Here is a 15,463-nt window from a genome sequence, read left to right as displayed (position 1 = left end):
CGGCAAATCCAGCAGCGGCAAGCACTTGATGGCAAAACGCCCCAAAAATGGGGCTGTTATAGCAGTGCAACATGTCATTTTGCTGACACGTTTTCCCAGCGCTGGGCTATACCCCTTTTGACAGTCTTATTTAAGTTCTTTCCACCGTCTTACGAGGCACGCCAATATGGACGTGAGCGTATTTGGTACGGGCTATGTTGGCCTGATACAAGCAGCGGCACTGGCCGATGTCGGACATCGTGTCTTATGTGTCGACATCGATCCGAACAAGATCAAGCAATTGCAACAGGCCGTGCCGCCGATCAGCGAACCGGGGTTATCCGGCACGCTGGAAGAGAACATCAAGGCCGGCCGTTTGCTGTTCACGACCCAGGCCAGCGATGCAGTCGAACACGCCGAGCTGATTTTCATCGCCGTCGGCACGCCCGCCGATGAAGACGGGTCGGCCGACCTCAGTCACGTACTGAATGTGGCCCGCCAGATCGCCAGTTACATGGAGGCCGATCGCACCCTGATCATCAAGTCCACCGTGCCGGTCGGCACCGCGGACCAGGTGTCTGCCACCGCCAACGAAGAACTGCTGCGCCGTGGCAAGAGCGCCCTCACTGTGCGGGTGGTCTCCAACCCCGAGTTTCTCAAGGAAGGCAGCGCCCTCGCCGATTGCATGCGCCCGGACCGGATCATCGTCGGCACCGACGACGACGAAGCCCGCGGCCAGCTCAGCGAGCTTTACGCGCCGTTCTGCCGCAACCATGAAAAGATCATGTTCATGGACAACCGCAGCGCCGAGCTGACCAAGTACGCGGCCAACGCGATGCTCGCCACGCGCATCAGTTTCATGAACGAACTGGCTAACCTCACCGAGCTGCTGGGAGCTGACATTGAAGCGGTGCGCAAAGGCATCGGTTCGGACCCACGCATCGGCTACCACTTCATCTACCCGGGTTGCGGTTTTGGTGGCTCGTGCTTCCCCAAGGATCTGCGTGCCCTGCTGCATACCGCCGAACACAACGGCATGCCTTTGCGCCTGTTGCGCAGCGTCACCGACGTCAACGACAGCCAGCGCCACATCCTTTTCAGCAAACTGAAAGCGCAATTCCCCAACGGGCTGGCCGGCAAATCCATCGCGATCTGGGGCCTGGCGTTCAAGCCCAACACCGACGACATGCGCGAAGCCCCCAGTCGTTACCTGATGGAAGCGCTGTGGGCCGAAGGCGCGAGCGTGCAGGCTTATGACCCGGAAGCCATGTCCGAATGCCGACGCATTTACGGCTACCGCAATAACCTGCACCTGTGTGCCACCCGCGACGACACACTGGAAGATGCCGACGCCCTGGTGATCTGCACCGAGTGGAAAAACTTCCGCGTGGTCGATTTCGACCTGCTGGCGAGCAAGTTGCGCTCACGGGTCATCGTCGACGGTCGCAACCTCTACAACCCGGAACAGGTGGCGGCGGCTGGGTTGCACTACAGCGGCATCGGCCTGCGGCACATCGTTCCCGAGGCTCCGCGACCATGAAGATACTCGTCACCGGAGCGGCCGGTTTCATTGGTGCCCATTGCGTGTTGCGGCTGATCCGTGACGGGCACCAGGTGTTCGGCCTCGACAATTTCAATGATTACTACGACCCGCAACTCAAACACGACCGAGTGAATTGGGTGCAGGAGCAGGTTGGCGCTTTCCAGCTCGCGACGGTTGACCTGGCCGACGGTCCGGCCATCGAGGCGCTGTTTGTCCGTGAAAAGCCCGAGGTGGTGATTCACCTCGCGGCCCAGGCCGGGGTGCGTTACTCGCTGGAGAACCCACGGGCTTACCTCGACAGCAATTTGAGCGGGTTTCTCAACATTCTCGAAAGTTGCCGCAACCACCCGGTCAAGCACCTGATCTACGCCTCGTCCAGTTCGGTGTATGGCGCCAACCAGCACACGCCTTATTCGGTGAAGGACGGCGTCAACCATCCGCTGTCGCTGTACGCCGCGACCAAGAAAGCCAACGAGCTGATGGCCCACAGCTACAGCCACCTGTACGGCATTCCCTGCACCGGCCTGCGGTTTTTCACCGTGTACGGACCCTGGGGTCGGCCAGACATGTCGCCGATCCAGTTCGCCCGGGCGATTGCCGAAGGAACGCCGCTGAAGTTGTTCAACTACGGCGAGCACCAGCGCGACTTCACCTACATCGACGACATCATCGAGAGCATCGCACGCCTGATCGACCTTCCACCGCAAGCCAACGCCGAATGGGACCGTGAACAACCGGACCCGGCCAGCAGCATGGCGCCGTGGCGGATCTTCAACATCGGCGGCCAGCACCCGGTGGAGCTCAAGGATTACCTGGCGCTGCTGGAAAAACACCTTGGACAAAAAGCCCTCGTCGAGTTGCTGCCGCTGCAGCCGGGCGACGTGCTCAACACCTGCGCCGATGCCAGCGACCTGGCTCGGGCGACCGGATTTCAGCCTTGTATCGAGCTGGATGAGGGACTCGGGCGCTTCATCGCCTGGTTCCGCGATTACTACCCACTGCCTATCGCCCACGCGCCGCTAGCGGCTGAACTTCAGCGGAGGATTCTATGACTGGACATGAAAAAACGGTGCCCCTGCAACAGATGCGCCGGGACAAGCGCCTGGACCCGGAGCACCGAATGCGCCTCGACACCGCGATCCATATGCAGGGTCGTGGCTGGATGACCGGCCGTGACGGCGGTCGCCCCTGGACGTTGTCGCGCACCAACCGCGTGGTCGCCTGCTTCGGCGCGCTGGTCATTCTGCTATTGATCTCGCCCATCCTGTTGGGCCTGGCACTGGCGATCAAATTCAGCAGCCCGGGACCGGTGATGTTCGTGCAGAAACGCACGGGCTACCGCGGTCGCAAGTTCGGCATGTACAAGTTTCGCACCATGGTGGCCAACGCCGAGGAGCTCAAGGAGTCCCTGCGTCACCTGAACAAGCACGGTGCCGACGCGATCGATTTCAAGATCGACAAGGATCCGCGCATCACCGGCATCGGTGGTTTCCTGCGGCGCAGCAGCCTGGATGAGCTGCCGAACCTGATCAATGTGGTGATGGGCGACATGCGCCTGGTGGGCCCGCGGCCAACCTCGTTCAACGCGTACCGCTACAAGGACAATCACCTTGCACGCCTGAGCATCTACCCCGGCATGACCGGCCTGTGGCAGATCTCCGGGCGCAGCAATATCGACTTCGACCAGCGCGTTGAGTTGGACCTCAGCTATATCGCCGAGCAGAGCCTGTTGCTTGATCTGAAGATCCTGTTGAAAACCCCCTTCAAAGTATTCAGCGGCCACGGAGCGAGTTAAATGGACGGTTCATCAGCCAAAAGCCTAAGCATTGCCAACCCGAGCGAGTCCAACCTGACGTCGACCGTGCTCGATCAAGATCTGCGGATCCTATTCCTCACCGCCGCCAACCCCGGCGCAGGCACCACCACCAGTGCCCTGGTGTTGGCCAGTCAGCTGGCGCAAATGAGCAGCGGCGAGGTGCTGCTGGTCGATGCCAGCCAATCATCGACCAACCTCACGCAGCAGCTGGGGCTGACCAAGGAGCGCGGTTTTCGCGACCTGCTGTTCAACACCCAGAGCCCGCCATTACTGCAGGACTGCGTGGTGAACGTCTCCAGCCTGCCCTTCCACATCTTGCCCAACGGCCGGTATGTACGTGGCACCGAGCACCTGACCCCTGAACGCCTGGGCCCGTTGCTCGATCAGCTCGGCAGTCAGTATCGCTTTGTGGTGATCGACGGCGACGCGGTGTATTCCGCCGCCGACACCATGATCATCAGCACCCAGGTGGACGGCGTGATCATGGTCGTGCGCTCCGAAGATACGCGCTGGGAAGTGGCCCAGGCGGCGGTTCAGCGCTTGACCCAGGCCGGCGCGAAACTGGTCGGCAGCGTCTTCAACCGGCGCAAGTACTACATGCCGAAATGGCTCTACAAAAACCTGTGAGCAATCAGAAAAGGATGACGACATGAACGCCAAAATGCTTGTCCTGCTGTTGCTGCCGCTTGCAGGTTGCTCCAGCACTTCCGAAACCCAGAACATGCCGGTGAATATCCTCACGGCCTCACCGGCCAACGCCCAGGCCACCGATATGCCCAAAGTCGAACAGACCTTGCGGCCACAGGACGTGCTGGACGTGATCTTTCACATCAGCACCAGCGGCTCGGACGCCTACCGCATCCAGTCCGGTGACCAGATCGGCCTGAACTTCACCGCCGCCAGCCAGCTCAACGGCAATCAACTGGTGCTGCCCGATGGCACCATTGAACTGCCGGGCGCCAACACCTCGGTGAAAATCGCCGGGCTGACGTCCGAACAGGCGCGTGAGGAAATCCAGCGCGCCTACCAGCGCAAACAGCTGTTCCAGCCTAACCGCAACCAGCTGGCCGTGCAGGTCATCAGCCCGTTGAGCAACGAGTCGAACCTCAAAAGTGCCCTGAACCACCCCGCTACCGGCATGAGCCGGGAGATCACCGTGGGCACCGACGGCTACGCCAGCTTCCCGGAAATCGGCGCCGTGCCGCTGCAAGGCATGACCGTCAATCAACTGGAAACCTTCCTCAACAAACGCTACGCGCAACTGCCGGGGCGGATGACCGTCGACGTGCTGCTGAAGTCCACGGCGGGTAACGAAATCTATGTGCTGGGCGAAGTTGGCCAACCGGGTTCCTACCCGATTCGCCGGCCGGTCTCGGTGCTTGAAGCGCTGACCCTGGCCCGTGGCAGCAACACCAAGGCACGGCTCGATTCGGTAATGATCATGCGCCGCAACGGTAACCAGGTGCAGGCCGTGCGCTATGACGTCGAAAAAGCGCTCGCCGGCGATGCGTCGCAGATTGCGTACCTGCAGCCGGACGACATGCTCTATGTGCCGAAGACCAAACTGGCCAGCGCCGGTGAGCTCGCGCGGCAACTGGCGGACGTGGTGTTGTTCCAGGGCGTGGGCTTCAGCTTCGGCTACCGCGTCGACAACAAAGACAGCAACAACAACTGACTCTCAGGTGACCGACCATGAATCCAAAGGAAAACTACCTGCACGAGTTCTTCAGGATCTTCTTCGCCAACAAGCAGTTGGTGAAACGAGTCTTCCTGGTCTTTGCAGTGATCGCCCTGGTCTTGCCGCTGATGCTCAAACAGAGCTTCGATATCACCGCCCAGGTGATCGTGCAGTCCAAAAAACTCTCACAGGGAGACGCCACGACGTCCCTCAACCAGGAGAACGCCTCGTTCATTCCACCGTCCCTGGCGGACATGGAAACCGAGAGCAATATCCTGCGCTCGCCGGCGTTGATCCGGCAGACCATCAGCGAGTTGCGCGACAAGGGTGAGTACACGCCTACCCCTGGCATTTTCAACAAACTGGTGACCCAGCCATTCAAACAGTACGTGACCACGCCACTGCGTGAATACGTGATCAACCCGATGAAAGCCACCCTGGGCCTGGAAACCGACCCGGTACGCGACACGGCGCTGGATGCGCTGACCCAACAGGCGATCGACAGCCTGAAAATCGAGACCCTGCCAGGCTCCAACGTGATCTCCATCATCTACAGCTTCGACAATCCGGCCCAAGGCACCAAGTTCGTCGCGGCCTTGTTGCAGAACTACCTGACGAGCCGTCAGGCACTGCAATCGATCGACTTGCCGCAGTCGTTCTACGAAACCAAGAAGAAGCAATACCAGGTGCGCCTCGATGGCCTGGAAGGCACTCGGCTGGGTCTGCTTGAAGCGGTCGGTTCGTCCGATCCGAAGGAAGAAATCACCTTCCGCCTCAACGCCATCAACACCGAGGAGCAAGCGCTCAACCTGTACCGTGATCGCCTGCTGCAAAGCCAACGCTGGCTCGACTACCTGAAAACCAGCCTGGCCGCAGCGAGCAACTCGAAACTCAACGACTACACCTTCCCCTACACCTTCACCACCACCGTGGACAACGTGGCGTTTGAAGACCGCGAGATCAAACAGATGGGTGAGGCCCTGACCACACAGGTCAGCCGCTACATGAACGACCTGGCGATCTTCCAGCCAGGCAGCGAACCGATGTTGCTGACCCGCGAGCAAATCGCCCGCACCCGTCAGCAGTTTCTGAAAGTGGTCAGCAACCGGATTCAGGAGCGCAACACTGACCTGGCGATTGTCAGCTCGGTGATCGACCAGAAAACCGCGCGCATTGCCGAGTTCAAGAACCGCATCCACCAGTTGCAGGAAACCCAGAGCAAGCTGCGGCAGATGGACACCGAGATCAACGCGTTGCATGCGGCGTTCTCGACCTATGCCCAGCGCTTCGCTGAAAGCAGCAGCGCACGCTCGCTGGACAACGACCTGTCCAACGCACGGGTGCTCAGCCCGCCGTATGAGCCCACCGAAGCGGCGTTCCCGAAACCGATGCTGATCATTCCATTCGGGTTGTTCACCGGTCTGTTGCTGGCGATTGCCCTGGTCTACGTGCGTGAGTTCTTCGATCACCGTTTCAAACACCCAGCGCAAATCACCCACGAACTGGGCTTGCCGGTGCTGTTGGTGATCAACGATCAGAACGTGGAACCGACCAATCCGCACAGCAACTGGTCCGTGCCTGGCCTCGTGCATTGGGTGCGCAATTGAACGCGCCGCTCATCCCTTCCCTGCCGATCATTCATTTGCTCAGCAGCGGTGGCTTCTACGGGGCTGAGCGGATGCTGCTGGACCATTGCCTGGCGACGCCGGGGCAGCACCAGGTGCTGTTTCTCGATGCGCCGCCAGACTTGATCGCGCGGTTTCGCCAGGCGGGGGTCGACTGCCGGGGTTGCGCGGGGTTGGGGGAACTGCTGGCGCATTTGCGCCAGCGCCGGGCGGAACGGCCGTTGATCAATACGCACAACTTCAAGGGCCTGTTGTTTGGCTGGGTGGGCGCCACGTTGTTGCGCCTGCCGCTGGTGATTACCCAGCACGGTTTCACACCGCGCAGCCGTAAGCAGAAGTTCTACACCTGGCTGAGCCTGCAACTGTGCCGCACCGCGTCGGTGAATCGCGTGGTCTGCGTTGCCGAAAGCATCGCCGTGCTGTGCCGTCAGGCCAGCGTCCGGGCGGAAAAGCTGCAGGTGATTCCCAATGGTTTACCGGCGGCTACCGGACTGTTGCCGCACAGCGTGGACCGCCAGCGTTGGCTGGCCGGTTACGTCGGGCGGCTGAGCAGTGAAAAGGGCCCGGACTTTTTTCTCGATGCGCTGATTCCACTCTGCCGGCAACACCCGCAACTGGACGCCGTGATGCTCGGCGACGGCCCGGAACGGGAGGCGCTGCTGGCGCGTATCAACGAAGCGGGTTTACAGGACCGCATCACCCTGCCCGGTTACCAGACCGACATGAGTGTGTGGTGGCGACAACTCGATGCGCTGGTGATCAGCTCGCGCACCGAAGGCACGCCGATGATCCTGCTTGAAGCGATGCAAGCCGGCGTGCCGGTGGTGGCGTTTGGCGTCGGCGGGATTCCCGATGTGCTGCAAGACCGGCACAACGGCCTGCTGGCGACACCCGCCGACAGCGCCGCCCTCGCCCGGCAGATCGGCTCGTTGTTGACTGAACCGGCCATGGCCCGCGACCTGATCGACAACGCAAAACGAACGCAATTGGACCGTTACGACCTCAAGGCCCTGGCCGAACGCTGGTCGCAACTTTATCTCCGTACTGCACGGGAGGCACGCGCGTGATCTTTCCGCTCTCGATCGTCAGTTTGTTTGGCCTGGTCTGCCTCGGTTTGTTGGCCAGCCCTTATCCGTATCTGGCGCCGGGGGCGGTGCTGGGCCTGGTCGGTGTCGCGCTGCTTTACCGAAAACCCACCTGGGGCTTGCTCGGGATCGCGGCGTTGGTGCCGTTCGAAGGTTTCTTCAAGGACAGTTCGCTGTCGGGCACCAAGTTCCTCGGCGCGTCACTGGCCGTGATCCTGATGCTGCAACTGGCCATCCACCAGCTGCCGTCCGAACGCCTGCGCAGCAACATCTGGCGTTACCTGATCTGGTTCATGGTCTTGTACCTGCTGAGCGTGCTCAACACCGATGACATGGGCATGTCGATGGGGCACCTGCGGGAACTGAGTGTCGGCCTGGTGCTGTTTGTGATCACCTTGCTGATCGGCCGCGAGCTGAACATGGATCTGTTCGCCAAGATGGTCACCCTCAGTGTCACGGCGACCTGCGTGCTGGCGATGTTCTCCAGCAAATACCAGGACCAGGGGCGCGCTGCCGGCCTGCTGGAAGACCCGAACGCCTTCGCCATGCTGATCGCTTTCGCCGTGCCGCTCGGCTTGCTGCTGGTGGTGCGCAGCCCGCACTTTTTGCATCGGTTGTTCTGGGTCGGTTGCTGCGTCTTGCTGCTGGGCGGCATGACCAAGACCGAATCCCGTTCGGGGCTGGTGGTGCTGTTCCTCAGCCTGCTGATCGGCGTATGGCACTACCGCGTCGAGCTCAAACGCATCCGTCCGAGGCATCTGGGGTTCGCGATGCTCGGCCTGGTGATCGTGATTCCGCTGGCCCTTTATGCGATGCCCAAGGGTTACATCGAGCGCATTCAGTCCTTGAGCATTTTGAGCGCCGGCGCCAAGAGCCAGGACCAATCCCTCGGCCGTCGCGCCTCCTACATTGTGGTCGGCAGCGAGATGATCCGCGAGAACCCGCTGCTGGGCACCGGTCCCGGGACGTTCCCGCTGCACTACGCCACCACCGGTTATGCCAAGGCGTTTTCGGCCAACCGCAAAATCGGCGACCTCTACCGTCGCGCCCACAACACCTACCTGGAAATCTTCAGTGAGCTGGGGATTCCCGCCGGCCTGTTGTTCGTCGGCATGCTCGGCCTGGGTTTGTACAACCTGGTCCGCGCCCGTCGTGCGTGGATGCAGCGACGCAACCGCGAGCAGGCGGATCTGTTGACGCACCTGAGCATGAGTTTTCTGTCGCTGGCGCTGTTTTTGATGTTCCTCAGCGCCCCCAACCAGAAGTACGTGTGGATCATGCTCGCCTTGACCAGCGTGCTGCGTTTGAAAGCCGAAGAAAGCCCACACCTGGAGGCCAAGGCATGAGCCGCATCAGCATTGTCATCCCGATGTACAACGAAGCCCGCCACATCGCCCGGACCCTGCTGGCTGCGCAACGCGCCGCCATCGCCGCCGGGCTGGAATGCGAGCTGATCGTGGCCGACAACGGCTCGGAAGATCAAGGCCCGCACATTGCCCGGCAACTGGGCGCGCAGGTGCTGGTGCTGCCGGGCTTGATGATTGGCGCCTTGCGCAATCGCGGCGCCGCTGTCGCCACCGGAGATTGGCTGGCCTTTATCGATGCCGACGTCGAGTTGCCCGAAGACTGGCTCACGCTGTTGTTGAAAATCGAGCCCGCGGTTCAGGTCGACGTCCTCGGGCTGGATTTGCACACACCGGCCGAAGCTCCGTGGTACGCCAATGCCTGGCAACGTCGCACCTTGCGTCCGAACAACGAGACGGTGCAAACGGTGCGCTGGCTGCCCAGTTCCAACCTGTTGATGCGCCGCCCCTGGTTCGACAAGGTCGGTGGCTTCGATGAAAGCCTGCGCACCGGCGAGGACAAGGATTTCACCATGCGCCTTTCCCACGCGGGCGCCCGCCTGCTCTCGGTCAATCAGACCGTCGCCTTGCATTGGGGTTACGAGGGCAGTTGGCGTGAATGGATGGGCAAGGAATTCTGGCGCCAGGGCAGTCACCTGCAGCTATTGCGCAGCCATGGCATGAGTCTGCGCCTGCTGCGTTTTCCGCTGATGTCGCTCGCCGCCTGGATGTTGGATTTCATGGCGATCTCCGCCTTGCTCGATGGCTTCCCTCATCATGCGGCGATCATGTTGCTCATCACCAGCCTGCCGGCACTGGCCTTGAGCATGCGTCAGACCCTCAAACACCGCGACCTGCTGTTGACTCTGCAACTCTGGGGCCTGCACTGGCTGCGTCTGCACCTGGCCGGTGCCGCGTTCGTTCTCAGTCTGTGTCATTGGAAAGCCAGGAGGCCTGCCCGTGGCTGAATTCATTTTCTGGTTGTGCCTGTTGTTGCCGGTCTACGCCTACCTCGGTTATCCGCTGCTGCTGACGTTATTGGCGCCGTTGTTTGCGGCGCGCCGCCATGCGCCACCGGAACCGATGAACATCAGCATCGTGATTGCCGCGCATAACGAGGCGCGGCACATCGAACACAAGTTGCGCACCTTGCTCGCTCAGGATTATCAATCGGCCTCGCTGCAGATCATTCTGGCCAGTGACGGTTCGACCGATGACACCGTGGCCTGTGCGCGCAAGGTCGTCGACCCGCGCATCACCCTCCTCGACCTGCCTCGCCAGGGCAAGGCCGCGACCCTGAATGCCGGCGTGGCGTTGAGCACCGGAGACATTCTGGTGTTCACCGATGCCGACAACCAATGGTCCCGCGGCACCCTCGGTCACTTGCTGGCGCCGCTGTGCGATCCGCAGGTTGGCGCTTGCGCCGGGCACATGGTGATCCCGGTCACCGGCGGTGGCCTGAGCGTCGGCGACAGCCTCTATCGGCATTACGAAGGCTGGCTGCGCAGGGTGGAAAACCGCACCGGCTGCATGGTCTCCGCCGACGGCGCCCTGCTCGCCCTGCGCCGTGAGTTGTTCCAGGAGGTGCCGGCCGAGGTCAACGATGACTTCTTCATCAGCACCTGCGCGCCGGTGGCGTTCAAGCGCATTGTCTATGTGCCTGAGGCGCAGGTGATCGACCACGGCGTCGATGAAGCGGATAAACAATTCCGCCGTCGTCAGCGGGTCACCGTCGGGGGTCTGCAAAGCCTGGCCCAGCGCAGCGAGCTGCTCAATCCCCTGAAGCATGGCCTGTATTCGATTGCCTTGATCAGCCACAAGTTGATCCGCCGTCTGGCGCCGATCCTGTTGCTGCCGCTGTTGCTGAGCAATTTCTGGCTGTGGGAAGAACACGGTTTCTATCGCCTGAGCCTGGTCGCGCAACTGCTCGGTTACGTCGTGGCCATCGCCGGCCTGCTGGATTCGCAACACCGGCTGCCCAAACCTTTCCGCCTCGCCGCGTTCCTGCTGGTGACCCTGGCCGGGATGAGTATCGGTCTGTGGCAGTTCCTGCGGGGGCAGCGGTACGCCCAGTGGAACCCTGAGCAAAACCGTTGAGGATTGAGCCATGGCGATCAGACAATTATTAAAACGCACCAGTGGCTGGCTGTATCTCAACTCGCCGGTAGGCCGCAATCAACTGCAAGGCGCCGGCGTGATCCTGATGCTGCACCGGGTGCTGGCCAGCGACCACGCCGCCGACCTGCCCCATCGCAATGAGCTGTGCGTCGGGCCGAAGGCCTTCGAACACTTGCTGGTGTGGCTGAAAAAACACTTCGATTGCGTGTCGCTGATGGACATCTTGCAACCCGGCACGGTGAGATCGGATCGCCCGAAAATCACCCTGACCTTCGACGACGGTTGGCGCGACAACGCCTTGAACGCCTTCCCGTTGCTGCAAAAATACCAGGTGCCAGCGAGCATTTTTCTCTCCACCGATTTCATCGGCAGCCGCCAGCGGTTCTGGTGGGAGAGCATCGGCGAAACCCTCTGGGGTAGCCACGGTGAACGGGCGCGGATGCAATTGATCGACTGCCTGCGACAGGTCGGTCGCCCCTTGCCGGTGCCCTTCGATGAACTGGATGTGGAGCGTCGCAGCCTGGCCTTGCTGCACTTTCTGCACAGCCTGAAATCCCTCAGCCCTGCTGACCTGAATCGATTGACCGACGAGTGCCCGGACGAGTCATTGCCCCAGGCGCTGGACTGGCATCAGGTGCGCACGCTGGAAGCCTCGGGGCTCGTGCGGTTCGGCCCGCACGGCGCCAGCCATTCGATACTCACCGGTCTCGACGATCAGCGTCTGCATGAAGAACTGAGCCGCAGCCGCGATGCCTTGCACAATGGCTGCAACCGGCCGCTGCCGGTCTACTGCTACCCCAACGGCGACAACGATGCGCGGGTACGCGAACACGTTGCCGATCATGATTACCCGTTCGCCCTGGGCACCGGCACCGGGATTTATCGGGGCACCGACGACCCCTTGAACCTGCCCCGCTTCGGCGTCAGCCAACGGGTGGCGCGCAATCCGCAGCTGTTGTCCTGGCGTTTATATCGCGGGGCCCGCACATGAGCCGCAGCCATTACCTCAAGCACCTGGCCCTGAGCATGGGCACCAAACTGGCGATGATCGGTTTGCGGCTGATGCGCAACGTGTTGCTCGCACGGATCCTCGGGCCGAGCGAACGGGGTTTGTTTGCCCTGCTCAGCACCTTGCCCGACCTGATCAGCGCCGCCACCAGCGGCGGGCTGAATTCGGCGGTGGGTTTTCAAGCAGCCAAGCAGCGACCCATGGGGTTGCTGCTGAGTCAGGTGCTGGTGTTCGGTTGCTTGCTGGCGGGTCTTTTGACCTTGCTGGTGGTTGCCTTGGTGCGTGAGTTCGGCAGTGAACTCGACGTCACCACCCAACTGGGCCTGCTCGCCTGGCTGTTGTTGCTGGCGGTGCCGTTGACCGTACTGAAAAGTGGCCTGCTGACCTTGCACAACGCATCGGGCGCCGTGGTGGCCTTCAACGCGTTGCGCCTGGTGGAATCCCTGGCGCCGCTGCTGCTGTTTCTCGCCTTGTTCTGGATGTGGAAAGACTCCGCGCTGGAAGCGGCGCTAATCAGTTGGCTGGCAGGCATCAGCCTGGTAGTGCTGGCGGGCTGGTTCTGGCTCAAACACGATCAGCCCCTGAAATTGCAATGGGACCGCGCCAGCCAGAACGAGCTGCTGCGCTACAGCGCCCGCAGCCATCCCGACCTGCTGTTCCAGCAAGTGATCCTGCGTTCCGATTACCTGTTCATCGGCGCCCTGCTCGGCAGCACCGCGCTCGGTCATTACGCCATGGCCAGCGCCGCCGCCGAGTTGCTGCTGATCGTCCCGGAAGCCGTGACCACGCCGTTGATGAAACGCCTGCTGCAACAGGAAGAAGGCATCGACAAAGTGACCCCGCTGGCCCTGCGCCTGACCGCCACGGTGATGCTCGGCGCCTGCGTGACCATGGCGGTGATCGGTGAGTGGCTGATCGTGACGCTGTTCGGCGCGGCCTATCAGCCGGCCTATCCGGCCTTGCTGGCATTGCTGCCGGGACTGTTGGGTCTGTGCTACGCGAGCATCCTGCGCCTGGACCTGCTGGGCAAGAACCGTCCTGGCACGATTTCGCTGTTGATGGGGCTGGGCGCCTTGCTCAACCTGGCGCTGAACCTGGTGTTGATCCCGGCTTACGGGATCGTCGGCGCGGCGGCGGCATCGTCCATCGCCTACGTCGCGGTGACCTTGGCGTTGCTGGTGATGTACTGCCGGTTGAGCGGCGTGCCGGTCTGGCAAACCCTGATCATCCTGCCCAGCGATGTAGCGCCGATGCTGCACATGCTGCAACGGAAGTCGGCATGAAACGCCTGATCCTGCTGTTGAGCCTGGGCCTCGCGCTGAGCGCCCAGGCGGCGCCCATGCGTTGGGCCGATATTCGCGACGGCAGCCTGTACCTGCAACCGGATCGCCCCGACACCCTGACCGTTCGCTGGGCGCCGGCGTGGCAGGCGGATGCCAACGAAGAACGCCTGTACCTGCTCGACGGCCAGGGCAAACTCCTGGGTGAGCGCCTGATCGCCGCCAGTGAATCGCGCGGCAGCCAGAGCTGGTCGTTGGCCCCGAGTGCCTCCAGCTATCAACTGGAAATTCCGGGCTACAGCTTCCGTCGCTACCGGGTTGAACACGACGAACACACGGTGGCGCTGTTCGCCCCGGCCAAGGTGCATTTCAGCGCCGAAACCCACAATGGCGATGAGCTGTACTTCAAGGTGGCGCCGGGTGAACACGCGGTGTTGGCCGGCAAGTTCCACGGCGGTGTCAGTGCCCTGCAAGCGCAGAGTGTGGGCGACGGAAAGCAAGTGACGCTGGCGCTGAAACCGTATCGGGGCTATTGGCAGTTCGACAAGGTCGAGTTGCCCGTCGCACCAGAAGCACAGGTCTGGCGCCTGCGCCTGCAAGGCAGCGGCAAAGTGGCGTTCTGGCTTGACGGCACCGCCAACCTCTTCGCCCAAAATCCGCAGCAGCTTAAGCCCCTGCGCGAGGACGATGGCCAGGTCCGGCTGACGTTGCACAATAAAACGCTGGGGCCGACCCCGAATCTGGGCATCGCCCTGCCCTACGTCAAGGTGCCGGAATCGAGTTTTGCAGTGCTCGATGCACTCAAGCCTCAGGCGGGGACTTATTACAGCTTCGTCGACATCACGGCGAAGAGTCCGCACTACGAAGATGATTTCCGTCGGCTGTATCAGGACCGTTTCGGCATCACCCAGGACATCACCTTGTTGGCCGGGAGCCAGCGCCAGGCGGACCTGCGCGCCGACACCCAGAGCAACGCCGGGCTCGACGCCTGGCTCGCAGCGACCCGGGCCCTGGGTGGCAAAGGCACGCACTACATCGGTTTTGCCGACGAGCCGAACCTCAACTACCCGGACTACGCCAATTACCAAAGCATCTTCAACAGCATGGCCCGGCAAGTACGCAGCAATCCCGCCAACGCCAAGGCTGGCGTGCGCATCGCCATGCCCGCCAGTTCGCGGCTGGTCAACGGCCCGTTTGCCGACAACGCCGCCGACAAGCGCGGCATCGATTGGGCCAAACGCTTGCTGGCCGAATCCGGCGACAACATCGATGCCCTGGCCTGGCACGAATGGATGATTCGCGACCTGCTGGCAACACGGGTCTACCGTGACAGCGTGCGCCGCGCCGCCGATCTGGTAGGCCTCGACGCCCAGGGCCGGCCGCGCAAAGCCTTGCTGCTGGACCAGACCAACATGTCCAGTGGTTCCAGCCTCAGCCCTTACGATCAGGAAACCCACTTCGCCTCCTTGTGGTGGGCGTCGGTCGTCATCAATTCGTCCCAGGACGGCTTGCTGGAAATGCTGGGCTGGTTCCAGGCTGCTGACGAACCGAACTACCCCAAAGGCATGTTGCGTGTCCTCGGCGACGATCGCTTCGAACTCAAGCCCGTGGGCCTGGCCCAGCAATTCATCCGCGAGCATTGGCTGCACAACGTGATGCTCCTCGATAACGACGCCTTCGAGGTCGATGTGCTGGCCATGGCCGAGGACCAGAAGCGCAGCCTTCTGGGCGTCAATAAAGCCACGCGCTTGCAGCGTGTGGCCCTGAACGGAGCCCCATGTCCGCTAGCCAACGGTTCATTACGCTACCTCGGTGCCGACAACCGCGCCCGCGACGCACCCTTCAATTGCAAGGACGGTCGCGTCAGCTTCGAGCTGCCAGGACGGACCCTGTTCAATCTCAGCTGGAGCGCCTCATGAATTGCCAACTATTGCATTGCGACCCCGGCCATTGGCCGCGCCTCGCATCACTCCACTCACGGCCGAGA

At 61.9% G+C, this 15,463-nt stretch carries 13 protein-coding genes; all 13 read left to right on the top strand.

Translation table 11 applies throughout. From position 1 onward, the window contains the following. The first annotated feature begins 166 nt into the window (after window positions 1–166). Genes ACA075_RS12175 through ACA075_RS12115 form a run of 13 tightly spaced genes read left to right on the top strand, consistent with a single transcriptional unit; the run spans window position 167 to window position 15,395 of the window. Window positions 167–1,519: a UDP-glucose dehydrogenase family protein gene (locus tag ACA075_RS12175; protein WP_497298681.1), complete on the top strand. Its 1,353-nt coding sequence runs from the start codon at window positions 167–169 to the stop codon at window positions 1,517–1,519. Then, window positions 1,516–2,574 carry an NAD-dependent epimerase gene (locus ACA075_RS12170; protein WP_497298680.1) on the top strand — a complete coding sequence of 353 codons (1,059 nt, stop codon included), beginning with the start codon at window positions 1,516–1,518 and terminating at the stop codon, window positions 2,572–2,574. The genes ACA075_RS12175 and ACA075_RS12170 overlap by 4 nt, the downstream gene beginning before the upstream one ends. Continuing rightward, the gene (locus ACA075_RS12165; protein WP_094471746.1) at window positions 2,571–3,317 is read left to right on the top strand and encodes a sugar transferase; all 747 of its coding nucleotides are present in this window, start codon (window positions 2,571–2,573) and stop codon (window positions 3,315–3,317) included. Before ACA075_RS12170 ends, ACA075_RS12165 begins: the two co-directional genes overlap by 4 nt. Then, the gene (locus ACA075_RS12160) at window positions 3,318–3,965 is read left to right on the top strand and encodes a CpsD/CapB family tyrosine-protein kinase (RefSeq protein ID WP_497298679.1); all 648 of its coding nucleotides are present in this window, start codon (window positions 3,318–3,320) and stop codon (window positions 3,963–3,965) included. It begins immediately after the preceding gene. A 22-nt stretch (window positions 3,966–3,987) separates the two neighbouring features. Next, window positions 3,988–5,013 carry a polysaccharide biosynthesis/export family protein gene (locus ACA075_RS12155; protein ID WP_094471744.1) on the top strand — a complete coding sequence of 342 codons (1,026 nt, stop codon included), beginning with the start codon at window positions 3,988–3,990 and terminating at the stop codon, window positions 5,011–5,013. Window positions 5,014–5,030: 17 nt separating this feature from the next. Next, entirely contained in the window at window positions 5,031–6,623 is a 1,593-nt protein-coding gene (locus tag ACA075_RS12150) for a GumC family protein (RefSeq protein WP_497298678.1), read from the top strand. Continuing rightward, window positions 6,620–7,708, top strand: coding sequence for a glycosyltransferase family 4 protein (locus tag ACA075_RS12145; protein ID WP_497298677.1), 1,089 nt, complete (start codon window positions 6,620–6,622; stop codon window positions 7,706–7,708). The genes ACA075_RS12150 and ACA075_RS12145 overlap by 4 nt, the downstream gene beginning before the upstream one ends. Further along, window positions 7,705–9,072 (top strand): O-antigen ligase family protein, encoded by a 1,368-nt coding sequence (locus tag ACA075_RS12140; protein WP_497298676.1) that lies wholly within the window; start codon window positions 7,705–7,707, stop codon window positions 9,070–9,072. The genes ACA075_RS12145 and ACA075_RS12140 overlap by 4 nt, the downstream gene beginning before the upstream one ends. After that, entirely contained in the window at window positions 9,069–10,037 is a 969-nt protein-coding gene (locus tag ACA075_RS12135) for a glycosyltransferase family 2 protein (RefSeq protein WP_497298675.1), read from the top strand. Before ACA075_RS12140 ends, ACA075_RS12135 begins: the two co-directional genes overlap by 4 nt. Beyond that, the gene (locus ACA075_RS12130; RefSeq protein WP_497298674.1) at window positions 10,030–11,166 is read left to right on the top strand and encodes a glycosyltransferase; all 1,137 of its coding nucleotides are present in this window, start codon (window positions 10,030–10,032) and stop codon (window positions 11,164–11,166) included. Before ACA075_RS12135 ends, ACA075_RS12130 begins: the two co-directional genes overlap by 8 nt. Before the next feature lie 10 nt (window positions 11,167–11,176). Then, a complete protein-coding gene (locus ACA075_RS12125; RefSeq protein WP_497298673.1) occupies window positions 11,177–12,178 on the top strand; it encodes a polysaccharide deacetylase family protein in 1,002 nt (333 codons plus the stop codon). Beyond that, a complete protein-coding gene (locus ACA075_RS12120) occupies window positions 12,175–13,479 on the top strand; it encodes a lipopolysaccharide biosynthesis protein (RefSeq protein WP_497298672.1) in 1,305 nt (434 codons plus the stop codon). The genes ACA075_RS12125 and ACA075_RS12120 overlap by 4 nt, the downstream gene beginning before the upstream one ends. Further along, complete coding sequence (locus ACA075_RS12115; RefSeq protein ID WP_497298671.1) at window positions 13,476–15,395, top strand: hypothetical protein; 1,920 nt, start codon at window positions 13,476–13,478, stop codon at window positions 15,393–15,395. The genes ACA075_RS12120 and ACA075_RS12115 overlap by 4 nt, the downstream gene beginning before the upstream one ends. Window positions 15,396–15,463: the final 68 nt, after the last annotated feature.

This window comes from Pseudomonas sp. LBUM1663, from assembly GCF_059695905.1.
Note: the sequence above shows the minus strand (reverse complement) of the source record. Positions and strands in the feature narration are given on the sequence as shown.

What these genes read in the sequence shown, in the direction of transcription:
- ACA075_RS12155 (WP_094471744.1), top strand. Translation starts at nt 3,988, where the DNA reads ATGAACGCCAAAATGCTTGTCCTGCTGTTGCTGCCGCTTGCAGGTTGC.
- ACA075_RS12175 (WP_497298681.1), top strand. Translation starts at nt 167, where the DNA reads ATGGACGTGAGCGTATTTGGTACGGGCTATGTTGGCCTGATACAAGCA.
- ACA075_RS12165 (WP_094471746.1), top strand. Translation starts at nt 2,571, where the DNA reads ATGACTGGACATGAAAAAACGGTGCCCCTGCAACAGATGCGCCGGGAC.
- ACA075_RS12125 (WP_497298673.1), top strand. Translation starts at nt 11,177, where the DNA reads ATGGCGATCAGACAATTATTAAAACGCACCAGTGGCTGGCTGTATCTC.
- ACA075_RS12120 (WP_497298672.1), top strand. Translation starts at nt 12,175, where the DNA reads ATGAGCCGCAGCCATTACCTCAAGCACCTGGCCCTGAGCATGGGCACC.
- ACA075_RS12135 (WP_497298675.1), top strand. Translation starts at nt 9,069, where the DNA reads ATGAGCCGCATCAGCATTGTCATCCCGATGTACAACGAAGCCCGCCAC.
- ACA075_RS12160 (WP_497298679.1), top strand. Translation starts at nt 3,318, where the DNA reads ATGGACGGTTCATCAGCCAAAAGCCTAAGCATTGCCAACCCGAGCGAG.
- ACA075_RS12150 (WP_497298678.1), top strand. Translation starts at nt 5,031, where the DNA reads ATGAATCCAAAGGAAAACTACCTGCACGAGTTCTTCAGGATCTTCTTC.
- ACA075_RS12115 (WP_497298671.1), top strand. Translation starts at nt 13,476, where the DNA reads ATGAAACGCCTGATCCTGCTGTTGAGCCTGGGCCTCGCGCTGAGCGCC.
- ACA075_RS12170 (WP_497298680.1), top strand. Translation starts at nt 1,516, where the DNA reads ATGAAGATACTCGTCACCGGAGCGGCCGGTTTCATTGGTGCCCATTGC.